General features: G+C 69.4%; 17 protein-coding genes. 11 read left to right on the top strand and 6 right to left on the bottom strand.

Annotated features, from left to right (window positions below; all coding sequences use genetic code 11):
* The first annotated feature begins 46 nt into the window (after window positions 1-46).
* The 4 genes from GFK26_RS00595 to GFK26_RS00580 all read left to right on the top strand — a co-directional run bounded on the left by GFK26_RS00595 (window position 47) and on the right by GFK26_RS00580 (window position 3,989).
* On the top strand, window positions 47-1,657 hold the full coding sequence (locus GFK26_RS00595) for an alpha-amylase family glycosyl hydrolase (RefSeq protein ID WP_153280399.1): 1,611 nt from the start codon (window positions 47-49) through the stop codon (window positions 1,655-1,657).
* A gap of 129 nt (window positions 1,658-1,786) precedes the next feature.
* Window positions 1,787-2,008 (top strand): hypothetical protein, encoded by a 222-nt coding sequence (locus GFK26_RS00590; protein WP_153280398.1) that lies wholly within the window; start codon window positions 1,787-1,789, stop codon window positions 2,006-2,008.
* 274 nt (window positions 2,009-2,282) lie between these two features.
* Entirely contained in the window at window positions 2,283-3,440 is a 1,158-nt protein-coding gene (locus GFK26_RS00585) for a zinc-dependent alcohol dehydrogenase (protein ID WP_153280397.1), read from the top strand.
* A gap of 42 nt (window positions 3,441-3,482) precedes the next feature.
* Window positions 3,483-3,989, top strand: coding sequence for a hypothetical protein (locus tag GFK26_RS00580; protein ID WP_153280396.1), 507 nt, complete (start codon window positions 3,483-3,485; stop codon window positions 3,987-3,989).
* 78 nt (window positions 3,990-4,067) lie between these two features.
* Here the strand turns inward: GFK26_RS00580 and GFK26_RS00575 are convergent, their stop codons facing one another.
* Together GFK26_RS00575 and GFK26_RS00570 are read right to left on the bottom strand one after the other, a co-directional pair.
* Window positions 4,068-4,343: a hypothetical protein gene (locus GFK26_RS00575; protein WP_153280395.1), complete on the bottom strand. Its 276-nt coding sequence runs from the start codon at window positions 4,341-4,343 to the stop codon at window positions 4,068-4,070.
* Between the two features lie 22 nt (window positions 4,344-4,365).
* Window positions 4,366-4,857, bottom strand: a complete 492-nt coding sequence (locus GFK26_RS00570) for a ferritin-like domain-containing protein (RefSeq protein WP_153280394.1) — start codon at window positions 4,855-4,857, stop codon at window positions 4,366-4,368.
* 250 nt (window positions 4,858-5,107) lie between these two features.
* Here GFK26_RS00570 and GFK26_RS00565 point away from each other — a divergent pair, with 250 nt between their 5' ends.
* Window positions 5,108-5,773, top strand: coding sequence for a phosphoribosyltransferase (locus GFK26_RS00565; protein WP_153280393.1), 666 nt, complete (start codon window positions 5,108-5,110; stop codon window positions 5,771-5,773).
* A gap of 23 nt (window positions 5,774-5,796) precedes the next feature.
* The gene (locus GFK26_RS00560; protein WP_153280392.1) at window positions 5,797-7,143 is read left to right on the top strand and encodes an erythromycin esterase family protein; all 1,347 of its coding nucleotides are present in this window, start codon (window positions 5,797-5,799) and stop codon (window positions 7,141-7,143) included.
* Between the two features lie 5 nt (window positions 7,144-7,148).
* Here GFK26_RS00560 and GFK26_RS00555 read toward each other — a convergent pair whose 3' ends face one another.
* The 4 genes from GFK26_RS00555 to GFK26_RS00540 form a co-directional block, all read right to left on the bottom strand.
* A complete protein-coding gene (locus GFK26_RS00555) occupies window positions 7,149-8,174 on the bottom strand; it encodes an SDR family oxidoreductase (protein WP_153280391.1) in 1,026 nt (341 codons plus the stop codon).
* 136 nt (window positions 8,175-8,310) lie between these two features.
* Window positions 8,311-8,904, bottom strand: coding sequence for a hypothetical protein (locus GFK26_RS00550; RefSeq protein ID WP_153280390.1), 594 nt, complete (start codon window positions 8,902-8,904; stop codon window positions 8,311-8,313).
* Between the two features lie 49 nt (window positions 8,905-8,953).
* Window positions 8,954-10,675 carry a single-stranded-DNA-specific exonuclease RecJ gene (gene recJ / locus GFK26_RS00545; protein WP_153280389.1) on the bottom strand — a complete coding sequence of 574 codons (1,722 nt, stop codon included), beginning with the start codon at window positions 10,673-10,675 and terminating at the stop codon, window positions 8,954-8,956.
* Window positions 10,672-11,640: a hypothetical protein gene (locus GFK26_RS00540; protein ID WP_153280388.1), complete on the bottom strand. Its 969-nt coding sequence runs from the start codon at window positions 11,638-11,640 to the stop codon at window positions 10,672-10,674. The genes recJ and GFK26_RS00540 overlap by 4 nt, the downstream gene beginning before the upstream one ends.
* A gap of 123 nt (window positions 11,641-11,763) precedes the next feature.
* Between GFK26_RS00540 and GFK26_RS00535 the strand changes: the two genes are divergently transcribed.
* From GFK26_RS00535 to GFK26_RS00515, 5 genes are all read left to right on the top strand, one after another.
* A complete protein-coding gene (locus GFK26_RS00535) occupies window positions 11,764-13,020 on the top strand; it encodes a lipoprotein-releasing ABC transporter permease subunit (RefSeq protein ID WP_153280387.1) in 1,257 nt (418 codons plus the stop codon).
* Window positions 13,013-13,690 (top strand): lipoprotein-releasing ABC transporter ATP-binding protein LolD, encoded by a 678-nt coding sequence (gene lolD, locus GFK26_RS00530; protein WP_153280386.1) that lies wholly within the window; start codon window positions 13,013-13,015, stop codon window positions 13,688-13,690. Before GFK26_RS00535 ends, lolD begins: the two co-directional genes overlap by 8 nt.
* 232 nt (window positions 13,691-13,922) lie before the next feature.
* A complete protein-coding gene (locus GFK26_RS00525) occupies window positions 13,923-14,681 on the top strand; it encodes a hypothetical protein (RefSeq protein WP_153280385.1) in 759 nt (252 codons plus the stop codon).
* 7 nt (window positions 14,682-14,688) lie between these two features.
* Window positions 14,689-15,207, top strand: coding sequence for an RNA polymerase sigma factor (locus GFK26_RS00520; protein WP_194273998.1), 519 nt, complete (start codon window positions 14,689-14,691; stop codon window positions 15,205-15,207).
* Between the two features lie 99 nt (window positions 15,208-15,306).
* The gene (locus GFK26_RS00515) at window positions 15,307-16,326 is read left to right on the top strand and encodes a FecR family protein (RefSeq protein WP_228122099.1); all 1,020 of its coding nucleotides are present in this window, start codon (window positions 15,307-15,309) and stop codon (window positions 16,324-16,326) included.
* The last annotated feature ends 7 nt before the right edge of the window (window positions 16,327-16,333 follow it).

The raw sequence follows: 16,333 nt of genomic DNA, 5'->3' as shown, positions 1-16,333 counted from the left end.
CTGAAGATCGAGACCTCGCAACACGCAAACACGAAAGGAAAACGCGATGTCGGCCGATGCCTGGTGGAAGAACGGAATCGTCTATCAGATCTATCCGCGTTCGTTCCAGGACAGCGACGGAGATGGCATCGGCGACCTGCGCGGCATCCGCAAGCGGCTTGATTATCTGATCGACCTCGGCGTGGACGCCCTCTGGATATCGCCGATCTACCCCTCACCGATGGCCGACTTCGGGTACGACATATCCGACTACTGCAACATCGATCCGCGCTTCGGCACGCTCGAGGACTTCGATGTGCTGGCACAGGAGTGCAAGGCGCGCGGCCTGAAGCTGGTGCTGGACTTCGTGCCCAACCACACCTCGGACCAGCATCCGTGGTTCATGCAAAGCCGCGCGTCGCGCAAGAGCCCCAGGCGCGACTGGTATCTGTGGCGAGATCCCGCGCCCGACGGCGGCCCTCCCAACAACTGGCTCAGCAATTTCGGAGGCCCTGCGTGGACCTTCGATGAAGCCAGCGGGCAGTACTACTGCCACTCTTTCCTCAAAGAGCAGCCCGACCTGAACTGGCGCAACCCCGAGGTGCGCGAGGCCATGTACGAGGTGCTGCGTTTCTGGCTGCGGCGCGGGGTGGACGGATTCCGCGTCGACGTGCTCTACCACCTCATCAAGGACGACCAGTTTCGCGACAACCCGCCCAACCCGTCATTCCAACCGGGACAGGACCCCTCGCACCGGCTGCTGGCGCTCTACACCACGGACCGCCCCGAGATGCAGGACATCGTGTTCGAGATGCGCCGCGCCGTCGACGCGTTCAGCAGCGAGGCTTCGGCGCGGGTGCTGATCGGCGAGCTCTACCTTCCGCTCGAGCGGCTCATGGCCTACTACGGCCGCACCGCCGACGGCCTGTTGCAGGGGGTTCAGCTGCCGTTCAATTTCCAGCTCATCGCCGCGCCATGGCACGCGGTCGAGATCGACCGGATCGTGCGCAACTACGAAGCGGCTTTGCCGCACGGCGCGGCGCCCAACTGGGTGCTCGGCAACCACGACAAGCCGCGCATCGCGAGCCGCGTCGGGCAGGAGCGGGCGCGGCTCGCGGCGATGCTGCTTCTGACGTTACGCGGCACGCCCACGCTCTACTACGGCGACGAGATCGGCCTGACCGACGTTCCCATTCCGCCCGACGAAGTGCAGGACCCGTTCGAGAAGAACGAGCCGGGCAAGGGCCTGGGGCGCGATCCGCAGCGCACGCCCATGCAGTGGAGCCGGACCCACATGGCGGGCTTTACCGATGGCACGCCATGGCTGCGGCTGGGCGGCGACTGGGGCATGCGCAACGTCGAATCGCAACTGGCGGACCCGGCCTCGATGCTGCAGCTCTACAGGAAGCTCATCGCACTGCGTCGCCGCGAGCCCGCGCTGCATGAAGGAAGCCATGAGCAACTCGACGCCGGGGCCGACGTGCTGGCCTATGCGAGGACGTCGGGAGAAAGGCGGCTGATCGTGCTGCTGAATTTTTCCACCACGCCGACGCCGGTGGCCGCCGACCTGCTGCCGGCGGAGGCGGTCGTGCTGGCTTCGACCCATGCGGACCGGACCGGCGTGGTGCCTGGCCCCCTGGTGCTGCAGCCACTCGAGGGCGTGATCGTGGCGCGCTGAGTTACGGCGACGGGGGCACGTCAGCGGCGCGGCCCGTCGCCATCGGGCGGCAAACTTCAGCGGCCCGCTCCTACATCGGCCTCGCTGCCCGCACGGGGATCCTTCGCCGGAACGAAAGGAGCACGATCCATGGTCGACTATGTGAAGCCACCGCAGAACAGGCCCGTCCTGGTGTCCAACCCGAACGCCCGGCGCGATGTGGTGCCGGAGGACGAGGGGGCCGACGAAGCCCCGGTGACGCGCCGTGCCGCCGATGGACAGAAGGCCCCCGGCGCGCCTGCCGATCGTTCCGCTCGGCGCGGCGAATCCGGCGAGGCGCGCGATGTCTCGCCGACGCGCCCGTCGAATTGAAGTGAAGCGCAGCGCGGGCGCGCAAAGATACCGGTGAGACCTGCGGCAATTGCTACCGCACTCCCCGGCGGCGGGCCGTTGCGCCGGGCCGTTGCGCCGGGCCGCCATGGATGCGCGCTGGCGTGCCGGCGTGGTGAACGGCCTCTTCGGACCACCCCGGTGCGCAGGCATCCGGCTTGCCGGACCCTTGAGTGCGCGGCCTCGCATGGCAATTCCTGCCGCGTGAGTGCCTGTCTTCCTGCAACACCCGCAACCGCCAAAGGAGCTTTCCACCATGCTGGCCATGAACTACCGCGGCCCTTACCGCGTGCGCGCTGCGCACAAGGCCGAGCCGGAGATCGAACACCCGGGCGACGCGATCGTGCGCGTCACGCGTTCGTGCATCTGCGGCTCCGACCTGCACCTGTACCACGGGCTCGTGCCCGACACGCGCGTGGGCACGACCTTCGGACACGAGTTCACCGGCGTGGTCGAGGCCGTCGGCCCGGCGGTGGAGCACCTGAAGCCGGGCCAGCATGTGCTGGTGCCTTTCAATATCTTCTGCGGCAACTGCTACTTCTGCCAGAAGGAGCTCTACAGCAACTGCCACGACACCAACCCCTCGGCCACCGCCGTGGGCGGCATCTACGGCTACTCGCACACCACGGGCGGCTACGACGGCGGGCAGGCCGAGTACGTGCGCGTGCCGATGGCCGACATCGGCCCCACCGTGATCCCGCCCGACCTGGACGTGGACGACGCCGTGCTGCTCACCGATGCGCTGCCCACCGGCTACCAGGCCGCGGAGATGGGCGACATCGAAGAAGGCGACACCGTCGTGATCTTCGGCGCCGGCCCGATCGGCATCTTTGCCGCCAAGTCGGCGTGGCTGCTGGGCGCGGGCCGCGTGATCGTGGTCGACCACGTCGAGTACCGGCTCGACTTCGTGCGCCGCTACGCGCAGTGCGAGGTGGTCGACTTCAAGCAGGTCGGCGACATGGCGGTCCACATCAAGAAGATGACCGACGGCCTCGGGGCCGACGTGTGCATCGACTGCGTAGGCTGCGAAGCCGCAGGCAGCTTTGCGCACACGCTGCTGGGCGTGAAGCTCAAGCTGCAGGGCGGCGCGGCGATCGTGCTGCACTGGTGCATCAACGCGGTCCGCAAGGGCGGGCGTGTGTCGATCGTGGGCGTGTACGGACCGACCTTCAATGCGGTGCCGATCGGCAACGCGATCAACAAGGGCCTCACGTTGCGCATGAACCAGGCAAGCGTGAAGCGGCACCTGCCGCGGCTCATCGAACACATCCAGGCGGGGCGCATCCGGCCGAGCGACGTCATCACGCACCGCATCGACCTGCGCGACGTGGCCGATGCGTACCACCTGTTCTCCAGCAAGCTGGACAACTGCATCAAGACGGTGCTCGTGCCGCCTTCGGCGCTGGCCGCCTGACGGCCGGTCTGCCGGAATGCCATTCCCCTTGGAGCGATCCGCATGATCATCACAGACGCACAACAGAACCCGCCGCGCAGCCAGGCCGAGCGCCATGCGCACATCGTCGGCTGGGGCGCCGACCTCGACCACGCCCACCGGCCGGCGTATCCGATGGAGCGCACGCCGCCGCGCCTGCCGCATGCGGTGCCGCCGCCCGAACAGCAGCATTCGCATGCCGACGTGCTGGTGTCCTCCGAACGCCCGCGCATCACGCCGGTCTACGGCACCACGCTGCCGCCCAAGGGGCTGAGCGGCTGGCTGCGGCGCCAGGCCTTCAGGCATTCCGAGAACGACCTGCGCCACTGGATGATGCTGCTGCTGGCCGACCGGGTGAATGTGGGCGAAGGCCTCATCGACGACCTCTCGCGCGGCCATGTGCCCAATCTCTATGCCGAGATGGGCGGCCGTGCCGAACTCAGGCACAACCCGATGGGCGCGGCGCGCAAGGCGGCGATCGGCATTGCGGCGCTGGCGCTGATCGCCGTCGCGCTGAAGCGGCGGCGCTGAAGGGCAAAGCGTCAGCACCAAGGGCTCGGCATGCCCGTCGCCCCCGAGCCGACCCTCGGTGGCGGAGCTCCGCCGCGCTCAGTGCAGCAGCGGCGTCCTCTGCGTACCCAGGTCCGCGGGCCCCGCCACGTCAGCCGGCCCGAGCACCACGCGCTCGGCGCCCGTGCTCGCATGCACGAGCAGGGCGCGCTCGCGCAGCAGGCCCATGCAGGCCGTGAGCGTCGAGAGCTGGTCGGCCGGTTCATCACCGGCCAGGAACTCCAGCGCCGCGCGGGTCACGTGCACGAACAGGCGGCGGTGGTCGAGCAGCCGGATGCTGAACTCGTACCCGTCGCCTTCGTAGCGGTCGTCCACGTCGCCCCCGCATCGCCGCGCCTCAGGCGGCCGCTTCTTCGATCTGCGCGGCCTCGGCAAGCAGGCCCAGCCGCTGGTCGGTCGCCTGCTCTTCGGCCAGGCTGGCCTTGAGCAGGGGAACGGCGTCGGCAAAGCCCAGCTTCTGGGCCATGAGGCACAGCGAGGTGTAGCCCGCGATCTCATAGTGCTCGGCCTTCTGTGCGGCGCCGATGAGCGCTGCGTCGAGCACCGGGCCCTTGCCGATCAGGTCGACCAGCGACATGGTTTCTTCGACCAGGCCTTCCATGCCGTCGCACTTGACGCGCTTGATCTTGAAGCCGCATGCCTCGGCGACCTGCTCGAGGCGCTCGACCTGCGTGCGTGTTTCGACCAGGTGGTCTTCGAACGCCTGCGAAAGCTCGGGGTCCGTGGCTGCGCGTGCGAGCTTGGGCAGCGATCGCGTCATCTGCTTCTCGGCGTTGTGGGTGTCCGAAATCTCGTGAACGAAAAGGTCCATCGCGGACTTCACTGGCATGGGTCGCTCCTTCGCAAGAATAAAAGTGGGGGTTGGAAAACCTGCAAATTGCCTGCGGCGGCGGTGCCTTCATGTAGGCCTGCGGCGACGCGGCATGCCAGTGCGTTGGCATGGGGCTCGCGCGCGGCATCGCACCTGCAGGCTGTCGCTTCACCTACGTCGATGTGAGGATCGCCCTACACCGCTGCGACGACGAAAAAATACGATGTCTTTCATGCGCGCAGCGACCCGACCGCGCCAGGACATCGACATGGCACCCGACGTATTCCGTGACCGCACAGAGGCCGGACAAGAACTCGGCAGGAGGCTGTTCCAGGCCTGCGCCGGACGCGACGTGGTCGTGTTGGCGCTGCCGCGCGGTGGTGTGCCGGTGGGCTTTGAAGTGGCGCGTGCATTCGACGCGCCACTCGACGTGATGGTCGTGCGCAAGCTCGGCATCCCCGGCCACGCGGAGTACGCCATGGGCGCCATCGCCAGCGGCGGCACGTGTGTGTTGAACGACGCCGTCGTGCGCGAACTCGGCATCTCTTCGACGGCTGTCGAGGAGGTGGCGCGTGCCGAAGGCATCGAACTGGAACGGCGCGAGCGGCTGTATCGCGACGGTCGGCCGCCACCGGACGTGCGCGGCCGCACCGCGGTGCTCGTCGACGACGGGCTGGCCACCGGATCGACCATGCGTGTGGCCGTCCGGGCGCTTCGCGCGCTGCAGCCTGCACGCATCGTGGTCGCGGTTCCCGTGGCCTCGGCCGAGGCCTGCGAGTTGCTTCGCAGTGAGGCCGACAACGTGCTTTGCGTCAGAACGCCGGCGCCGTTTCGCGCCGTCGGCCTCGGGTACCAGGACTTTTCCCAGACCAGCGACGAGGAGGTCGTCGCGCTGCTGAAGCGAAGCGCGCGCCAGACCGGGTCCTCGAACTGACGCACCAGAGGATGGGCACCGGAATGACATCGACTCCCACCACAAGGCAACTCGACACGCTGCGCTCGGCCGCGCACCGGCTGGACGGCACCGCGCGCGACCACGACGCGCTGCTCGAACTGATCGGCGACGCGCACTTCGTGCTGCTCGGCGAGGCGTCCCATGGCACGCACGAGTTCTACCGCGAGCGGGCGGCGATCACCCGGCGCCTGATCGCGGAAAAAGGCTTTCACGCGGTGGCGATCGAAGGCGACTGGCCCGATGCCTACCGGGTGAATCGGTTTGTGCGCGGCACGGGCAACGATGCATCGGCGCGCGACGCGCTGGCCGGCTTCAAGCGCTTCCCGACCTGGATGTGGCGCAACACCGACGTGGTCGACTTCGTCGACTGGCAGCGCGCCTTCAACGACGCCAGGCCGCCGCACGAGAGAACGGGGTTCTATGGCCTCGATCTCTACAGCCTCATGGCTTCGATGGAAGCCGTGCTGGGGTACTTCGACCGCACGGATGCCGAAGCGGCGCGGCGTGCGCGCGAGCGCTATGCCTGCTTCGACCGGTTCGGCGACGACAGCCAGGTCTACGGGCTCATGACCGGCCTCGGTTCTTCGCCGTCCTGCGAACAGGAGGTGATCCGCATGCTGACGGAGATGCGCCACCATGCCATTGCCGCTGCGAGCGGCGGCAGCGCCGTCGACACGGACGACGCGTTCAACGCCGAGCAGAACGCCCGCCTCGTCAAGAACGCCGAGGCGTACTACCGCTCGATGTACCTGCGCGACGTGTCGTCATGGAACCTGCGCGACCGGCACATGGTGGAGACCCTGGACGAACTCGAGCGTCACCTCGGGCGGGGCGGCGAGCGCCCGAGGATCGTGGTGTGGGCCCACAACTCCCATCTGGGCGATGCGCGCGCCACCGAGATGGGCGGGCGACGCGGCGAACTCAACGTGGGCCAGCTGATGCGCGAACGCCATGGCCGCGATGCGGTGCTGATCGGCTTCACCACGCACGCCGGCACCGTGACGGCGGCGTCCGACTGGGGCGCGGCCGCCGAGCGCAAACAGGTTGTGCCGTCGCGCGCCGACAGCTACGAGGGTCTCTTGCATGCGACCAGCATCGACCGGTTCATGCTGCCGATGCGCGGCACAGGCGGCCACGTGGCGGTGCTGCGCGAATCGCGGCTGGAACGCGCGATCGGCGTCATCTACCGCCCCGACACCGAACGCCAGAGCCATTACTTCTTTGCCGAGCTGCCGGCGCAATTCGATGCGGTGCTGCATTTCGACCAGTCGCGTGCGGTCGAACCGCTCGAGCGCGAAGCCGGATGGACGGACGCCGAGGCGCCCGAGACCTATCCCTTCGGCATGTAGCGGCGCTACACCGCGCCCACGCTGCCCGTCACAGGCAGCACCACACCGGTGATGTAGCTCGCGCAGCTCGGTGCCGCAAGGAACACATACGCAGGCGACAGCTCCTCGGGCTGGGCGGGCCGCTTCATGTCGGTCTGCTTGCCGAAGTCCTTCACTTCTTCGGCGGACCGGTCCGCCGGATTCAGCGGCGTCCACACCGGGCCCGGCGCCACGGCGTTCACGCGGATGCCGCGTTCGAGCAGGTTGCTGGCCAGCGACTTGGTGAAGGCGTGGATGGCGCCCTTGGTGGCCGAGTAGTCCAGCAACTGCGCACTGCCTTCGAGGCCCGTCACCGAGCCCGTGTTGATGATCGAACTGCCGCGTCCCAGGTGCGGAACGGCGGCGCGCGCCATGAGGAAGTAGCCGGCGATGTTGGTGCGCAGCGTGAGGTCGAGGCGCTCGTCGCTGATGTCCTCGATCGATGCCGCATGCAGCTGGAACGCCGCGTTGTTGACGAGGATGTCGAGCTTGCCGAAGGCCGCGATGGTGGCGTCGACCGCCTGCCGGCAGAAGGCCGGGTCGCGCACATCGCCGCTGATCGTGAGGCAGCGCGCGCCCTCGGCCTCGACGTGGCGCCGCGTTTCTTCGGCGTCCTCCTGTTCGTCGTCGAGGTGAACGATGGCCACGTCGGCGCCTTCGCGTGCGTAGAGCACGGCCACCGCGCGGCCGATGCCTGAATCGCCGCCCGTGACCAGCGCGCTCATGCCCTCGAGCTTGCCGCTGCCGACGTAGTCGGGCGCCTCGAAGCGCGGGCGCAGCGCCATCTCGGCCTCCAGGCCCGGCTTGGTCAGGTGCTGCGCGGGCATGGGGTTGGCAGGCAGTGGCCGGTGGCCTGCCTGCACCGGCGCTTTCTTCTTGCTTTCGGCCTCGGGTTGCTTCGCGCGGTCCTTGGCGTCCTGGCTGCGTTGAACGGCGCGATGCCGCGCGGTGACGGCGGCGGTCTTGCCGGTTTTCTTCGCGGAGGCTGTGGCGGTGGCGGCGGTGGACTTCATGGACGGCTCCTGCGGTCTGGCGTTCGTTCGACGTTGCGTTCGAAAAGCCACCGTAGAACGCTGCGCCGCCACCTGCGTAGGAAAGCGTCCCGACCCCACGCGCGTGGCGTCCGAGGCCGCGCACGGCCCCGGCCGATCAGTTCAAGGTGTCGAAGAGCCGGAAGATCCAAGACAGCTGGTACGCCAGCGTGCCCACAACAAAGGCCGTGTGGAAGCGCGGGTTGGCGGAGCGGGCCGCCGCGATGCACAGGCCCACCAGGATGGGCGTGCGAATGAGGTACTCCGTCGCAAAGCGGGCGAAGTGCGCCTCGCCCTTGATCATCGTGTCGACCACGTCGAGCAGATAAGTGGCGGCCAGCAAGCCGAAGAACCATGCGCGGCGGGCGTAGAAGTAGTCGCGGTAGCTCGCGTAGTCCTGCATGCTGTCGGGAAAGAGCAGCGCGCACAGCAGGAACAGCAGGATCGCGTAGCTGATGATGAAGGCGTAGGTGCCGAAGGTCCAGCTGTCGATCTGGTACAGGCCGAACTCCCACCACCAGAAATGCACCAGTGCCAGCAGCACCGAAGCGACCCAGGCCAGGTGCACGGCATAGAGCCGGTACTGCGTCGGGTGCTGCACGATGCGCGCCACGCCCGACAGCAACCGGGTGACGCCCAGGCCGATGACCATGCCCATCACGACGCGGATGTGCGGAAAGATGTCGTGGGCCGAGATGGCTTCTTGCTGCATGCGAGCGTGCCCCAATCGAAGGATGGAACCCAAGTCTAGGCCGCTTGCGTCACACCTCCGCGCCTTCGACCAGGAAGCGCAGCCGGCGCACGCCCTGCCACTCGTCGGCATCGAGCCGGAAGGCCAGCTTCACGCGCGGCGGCAGCGGCTCGGTGTGGCTGAACCAGATGGCGTCGATCGGCTGGCCCTGGTGCTTGAGCTTGAGCGCCAGGTGCTTCTCGCCCACCAGCCGCTGTGACACCACCTCGACCTCTTCGCTGAAGGTCGGCGGCGCAAAGCCCTGGCCCCAGACCTCGCGGTGCAGCGTGTCGACGAGGTCGATGCGCATGTACTCGCGGGCGATGGGCCCGTCGGTCTCGATCTGGCGCGTGAGTGCGGCCTCGGCCAGCCATTCGCCGGCGACCTGCGCCAGCGCGCGCTCGAAGACGGGAAAGTGCTCGCGTGCCACGGTGCAGCCCGCGGCCATCGCGTGGCCGCCGAAGCGCAGCAGCACGCCCGGGTGGCGCTTGGCCACGAGGTCGAGCGCATCGCGCAGGTGAAAGCCCGGAATCGATCGGCCCGAGCCCTTCAACTCCTGCTCCTTGCCCGGCGCCGCGCTGGCTGCGAACACGAAGGTCGGGCGATGGAAGCGGTCCTTGATGCGCGAGGCGACGATGCCCACCACGCCTTCGTGGAAGTCCGCACCGAACACGCTGATGGCCGGCGGCGGTGCGTCGACGCCTTCGCCGTCGGCCGCGAACAGCGACTCGGCCAGCAGCAGCGCCTGGTCGCGCATGCCGCCCTCGATGTCGCGCCGCTCGCGGTTGATGCCGTCGAGCATGCGCGCGAGTTCGTCGGCGCGGCCGGCGTCGTCGGTCAGCAGGCATTCGATGCCCAGCGTCATGTCGGCCAGCCGGCCGGCCGCGTTGATGCGCGGGCCGAGTGCAAAGCCGAAGTCGAAAGTCGTCGCGGCCGAGGCGGTGCGCCCCGCGGCCTTGAACAGCGCCGCCACGCCGGCCGGCATCGCGCCCGCGCGGATGCGGCGCAGGCCCTGCGCCACGAGCCGGCGGTTGTTGGCGTCGAGCTTCACCACGTCGGCCACGGTGCCGAGCGCCACGAGCGGCAGCAGCGCATCGAGCTTGGGTTGTGTGGCGGTGTCGAACACGCCGCGCGCGCGCAGCTCGGAGCGCAGCGCGAGCAGCACGTAGAACATCACGCCGACGCCGGCGATGCTCTTGCTTTCGAACTCGCAGCCGGGCTGGTTGGGGTTGACCATCACGTCGGCCAGGGGCAGCTCGGGGCCGGGCAGATGGTGGTCGGTCACCAGCACCTGCAGGCCGCGCGCCTTGGCGGCGGCCACGCCCTCGACGCTGGCGATGCCGTTGTCGACGGTGATCAGCATGTCGGCACCGGCGTTGGCCACGCGCTCGGCAATCGGCGGCGTCAGGCCGTAGCCGTCCACCACGCGGTCGGGCACGAGGTAGCTCACGTTCTTCGCGCCCAGCAGGCGCAGGCCGCGCACGCCGACCGCGCAGGCGGTGGCGCCGTCGCAGTCGTAGTCGGCCACGATGCACAGGCGCTTGTCTTGCGCGATGGCATCGGCCAGCAGCACGGCGGCTTCGCGCGTGCCGCGCAGCGTGTCGGGCAGCAGCAGGCGCGCGAGCCCGTCGTCGAGCTCGTCCTTGCCGCGCACGCCGCGTGCGGCAAAAAGGCGCGCCAGCAGCGGGTGCACGCCGGCTTGTTCCAGCGCCCAGACGGTGCGCGGGGGGATGTCTCGGGCGATGATTTTCACAGGGCCTCCAGCACGCTGGCGGCGCGTGTGCGATCGAACAAACTCTTGGCCCAGCGGGCCAGGCCGCGCTGCTGCACGGTGTAGCGCTGCGCGGCGAGGTCGCCGCACAGCGTGAGCGCCACGTCGGCGCCGCGGGTGTAGTCGCTCAGCAGGCTCGCGATGGCGCCGGCGTCCAGGGCCTGCCAGGCCGCAGCCCAACCGGCGCCGTCGTCGCGCAATGCGGCCACGCGCAGGGCGTCGCTGACTTCGGGCGCGGGGCTGGCGGGCGCGACGTCCTGCGTCAGCGCGCCGGTGCCGCTGAGCCAGAACGAGTTGATGGGCGGCACGCCGCGCGCGGTGCGCTCGTCGTTCACGCGCTGCGTGTAGAGCAGCATCTGCATCTCGTTCTGCAGCCGGCGCAGCGGCCGCGACGCGTCGCCCAATGGCGACCACTGCGAAATCGGGTAGCCCACGGCCCGGTCGATCGAGGCCGTGGCCAGCCCGTCGAAGATGGGCGCGCGCGCGAGCCAGCGGCCCGGCGTGCCGGAGGGGTGCAGCGCGATGCCGTCTTCCTCGAAGAACGGCTGTGCCACGGCCAGCAGGGCCGTCGATTCGTCGGCGTCGATCTCGATGGCGGACGGATCGCCCAGCGCCACGTCGTCGATGCCGACCTGCCAGTTGCACAGCGTCACCAGGCCCCAGGCCTCGCGGTCGCCGGGCGCGGCCAGGCCGCTCTGGCGGGCTTCGAGCGCGGCCCAGGGAATGCAGCCATCGGCGGCGGCGGGCAGTCCGAGCGCGCGGGCCAGCGCGCGTTCGTGCGGCGGGGAGCGGGTGCTGTCGTCCTGCGTGTCGGTGTCGGCGAGCGTCAGGCGGAGCAGCAGGGTTTCGAGGTTCGGCAGCCGCAGGGTCGCGAGCGCCGCACGGCAAGCCGGGGAACCGCGGCCGGCAAAGGGAATCAACAGATGACGTGGGAGAGGTTCGGCCATTTCCCTATTGTCCGGGATGCCACAATTCCACCGTATGACCTACCCCCTCGCTCCTCACCCCGTGTATTTGCCGCCCCCTGCGGGTGCGCCCATGCCCCTTGAGGCCACGGGGCGGGGCTTCTGATGCGATTCCCTTATGAACTGCAGCTCGGCTGGCGCTACACGCGCGCAGGCCGTGCCACGCGACGCAACGGCTTCATCTCGTTCATCTCCGGCGTGTCGATGCTGGGCATCGCGCTGGGCGTGGCGGCGCTGATCATCGTGCTCAGCGTGATGAACGGCTTCCAGAAGGAAGTGCGCGACCGCATGCTCAGCGTGGTGTCGCATATCGAGATCTTCTCGCGCGACGGCCAGGCCCTGCAGGACATCGACGCCATCATGGCCGACGCCCGCAAGAACCCCGCGGTGATCGGCGCCGCGCCTTTCATCAACACGCAGGCGCTGATTGCGCGCGGCGAAGACATGAAGGGCGCGATCGTGCGCGGCATCGACCCCGCGCTCGAGCCCGAAGTCACCGACACCGGCAGCATCGCCAAGGGCGGCACCTTCGACAAGCTGGTGCCCGGCGAGTTCGGCATCGTGCTGGGTGTCGAGCTGGCGCGCTCGATGTTCGTGCAGCCCGGCGACCAGGTCACGCTGGTGGCACCGGGCGGGCAGGTCACGCCGGCCGGCGTGGTGCCGCGCCTGAAGCAGTTCACCGTGGTCGGCGTGTTCGACTCGGGCCACTACGAGTACGACTCGGCGCTGGCGATGGTGCACGAGAAAGATGCGGCCAAGGTGTTCCGCCTCGAAGGCCCGACCGGCATCCGCCTCAAGCTGGAAGACCTGCACGAGGCGCGCGACGTGGCCGACCAGCTCGCCGCCACGCTGCCGGGGCAGTTCCTCATCCGCGACTGGACGCGCCAGAACAAGACCTGGTTCGCGGCCGTGCAGGTCGAGAAACGCATGATGTTCATCATCCTCACGCTGATCGTCGCGGTGGCGGCCTTCAACCTCGTCTCCACGCTGGTGATGACCGTGACCGACAAGCGCGCCGACATCGCCATCCTGCGCACGCTGGGCAGCTCGCCGCGCAGCATCATGGCCATCTTCGTGGTGCAGGGCGCCATGGTGGGCGTGATCGGCACCGTGGGCGGCCTGCTGCTGGGGCTGGGCATTGCCTACAACATCGACGTGATCGTGCCCTTCCTGGAGCAGCTCTTTCACGCCAGCTTCCTGCCCAAGGACATCTACCTGATCAGCAAGATGCCGAGCGATCCGCAGCAAAGCGACATCATGCCGATCGCGATCATTTCCCTCATCCTGGCCTTCCTGGCCACGCTGTATCCGAGCTGGCGCGCCAGCCGCGTCAATCCTGCCGAGGCCCTGCGCTATGAGTGATGTCGTTCTCAAGGCCCGCGGCCTTACCAAGCGCTTCCATGAAGGCCGCATCGATCTCACCGTGCTGCACGGTGTCGACCTCGACGTGCACGCCGGCGAAACGCTGGCCATCGTCGGCGCGTCGGGCTCCGGCAAGAGCACGCTGCTGCACCTGATGGGCGGGCTCGACGCGCCCACCGCGGGCAAGGTCGAACTGCTCGGCAAGGACATCGCGCACGCCGACGCCGCCGAGCAGGGCCGCTTGCGCAACCATCACCTGGGCTTCGTCTACCAGTTCCATCACCTGCTGCCCGAGTTCAGCGCGCTCGACAACGTCGCGATGCCGCTGAAGATCCGCCGCGTCGAGACCGGCGAGGCGTCGCAGGCCGCCGCGAAGACCCTGGCCAGCGTAGGCCTGGGCGAGCGCCTGCACCACCGGCCGGCCGAGCTGTCGGGCGGCGAGCGCCAGCGCGTGGCGATTGCGCGCGCGCTGGTCACGCAGCCCGCCTGCGTGCTGGCCGACGAGCCCACCGGCAACCTCGACCGCAGCACCGCCGACGCCGTGTTCGCGCTGATGCTCGACCTTGCGCACCGGCACGGCACGGCCTTCGTGATGGTCACGCACGACCAGGACCTGGCCAAGCGCTGCGATCGCGTGCTGCAGCTGGTGGCGGGGCGGCTGGCGGGCTGAGGGGCAGTCAGCCACCCAAGGGGAGCCCCGGGCTTCCCGCGGCGCACGGGATGCCCGCCACGCCGAGTCGTACGAAAGTCTGACGTTGCAACGAGACCGTCACACACCGGTGACAGCATGCAAGTTTCCCGACTGGCGTGCGTTCCTTGCCGACTCGACTCTTTCCCCTGCCATGGCTTTCGCATCCTCACGGCGCGAGTGACGATGCGCGCGGCATCGTTGCGCCTCGGGGGTGAGCGAGGTGCACCCTGGGTTCGCGGGCTCGGCAGGCCGCAGCGTCGCACTCTGCGCGCTCGCGCTGTCCTGGCTGGCCGGCACGGCCTGGGCCAGCGACGGGCTTGCATCCCCGCTGCGTGAGGGCGAGGTCCCCGCCGGTGCCGTGCCCGGCACGGATGACGCCGCATTGGCGTTCGACATTCCCTCGCTTCCCTTGGCCGATGCGCTCAAGCGCTATGCCGCCGTCACGCGGCAGCCGGCACTCTTTCGCAGCGAAATCCTGGCCGAGCTGACGTCCTCGGCGGTGCGCGGGCTTTACGCCCCCGACGTCGCACTTGAACTGTTGCTGGAGGGCACCGGCCTGGTGGCCGAAAAGGTCCGCACGGGTTCGGCCATCACGCTCGCGCTGAAGCCGGCGCAGGCCCGGGCGGAGGTCCCGCGCGCGGCCAGCCTTGGAAGCCTCGCGGGCTACCCCAGCCTGCTGCAGGCGCGCGTCTGGGACGCGTTGTGCGGCAACGCGCGCACACGGCCGGGAACGTACCGGTCCTTGCTGCGCTTCGAGGTGGACGAGGCGGGCCAGCTGCGCCGGCCGCGCCTGCTTGGCCTGACCGGCGACGCGGCCCGGGACGCCGAGATGCTGGAGGTCCTGCGCAGCGTGCGCCTCGCGCATGCGCCGCCGCCAGACATGCCGCAGCCCCTGACGCTGCTCATCCTGCCCACCGATGCGCGCGGCGGAACGCGCTGCCGCGACGCGGTCGGCCGCGCGCCGTCCTGACCCGTCCATGGCCGAAGACGTCCGCCCCGTGCTCATGGACTACCTGTCCAGGCACTACGACGCCCTCAAGCGCCAGCTGGGCCGCGCGTTGCGCAATGCAGACCTGGCCGAGGACGCGCTGCACGACACCTGGCTGCGCGTGAACGACCAGGGCGCAAGCGACGCGGGGCCGATCCAGCGGCCGGGCGGCTATCTCGTGCGCATGGCCTTCAACATCGCGCTGGACATCCAGCGTCGCCAGAGCCGCAACCTGCCGTTCGACGAGATCGACGCGCTGATGGAGTTGGCCGACACGGCGCCCGGTCCGGCGCGGATCGCCGAGGCGCGTTCGCAGCTGGACGCCGTGGTCAAGCTGCTGGACCGCATGCCGGCGCGGCGGCGCGAGGTCGTCGTGCTCGTGCACATGGAGGGGCTGACGCAGCCCGAGGTGGCCCGGCGCCTGGACATTTCCCTGCGCACCGTCGAGTACGAACTCAAGCATGCGCACGACTACCTGAGTGCCCGGATGGCCCATGACAAAAATTAGTTGCGGGATCGGCGCGGCCCGTTCGTCGTACGGAGTGAAGACTCGAATCTCCCTGGCGCTCGCAGCGGGCCGAGGCCCCGAAGAAGGGCCGCGGCCGTGATGCACGACCCCCTGATGGCAACCGCCGACGATCCCGCCCTCGGGCCCGACACGACGCGGCACGAGGCCTGGGAGTGGCTGCGCCTGTTTCATTCGGGTGCCGTCAAGCCGCAGGACGCCCAGCGCTTCAAGCACTGGCTGGCGCGCAGCCCGGCGCACGCGGCGGTCTTCAGGGAAGCGAAGGCGCAATGGGCCGTGCTCGGCCCGGCCTCTGCCGCCGTGCTTCGCACCAATGCCGAGGCGGCGGCGTTTCATGCGCGTCACCGGACCCGGCCGGTGCTCGCGCGCCGCGGCTTCCTCGGTGCGGCGGCGGGCGCGGCGGCCATGGCCGGCGTCGCGGGCGTGGCGGTGTTCCATCCGCCCGCGGGCTTGTGGCCCGCGCCGGCGGCATGGGGCGCCGACTACCGCACCGCCACCGGCGAGCAGTTGGAAGTGGGCCTCACCGAGCGGGTGCAGGTCACGCTGAACACGCAGACCCGCATCCGGCGCCGCACGGTGGACGGCCGGACCACCGGCGTCGACCTGCTCGAGGGCGAGGCCGCCTTCGATCTGTCGTCCGGCAGCGGCGCGCGGCCCTTCGGCGTGGTGGCCGGGGCCGGCCGCAGCCTGGCCGAGTCGGGGCGTTTCGAGGTCCGCTACCTGGACGCCAAGGTGTGCGTGACCTGCATCGAAGGCGCGGTGCGCGTGGAGCACCCCGCGGGCGCGCGTGAGCTGCGCGCGCGCCAGCAGACGGTGTACGACGGCACGTCGGTGAGCAGCGTGGCGCTGGTCGGCGCCGCGAACCTGTCGGCCTGGCGCAAGGGCGAGCTGGTGTTCACGCAGGCCCGCTTGTCCGACGTGCTCGACGAGATCAACCGCTACCGGCGCGGCCGCGTGGTGCTGATGAACACGGCCGCGCGCAGCCGCCTGGTCACGGGCAGCTTCTACATCGCCTCGCTCGACCTGGCGTTGGCGCAGCTGCAGCATGCCTTCGATCTCGACGCCCGTTCGTTGCCGGGCGGGTTGACCGTTCTCAGCTGAATCGAGT

Source organism: Variovorax paradoxus (assembly GCF_009498455.1).
Classification (GTDB): Bacteria; Pseudomonadota; Gammaproteobacteria; order Burkholderiales; family Burkholderiaceae_C; genus Variovorax; species Variovorax paradoxus_H.
Note: the sequence above shows the minus strand (reverse complement) of the source record. Positions and strands in the feature narration are given on the sequence as shown.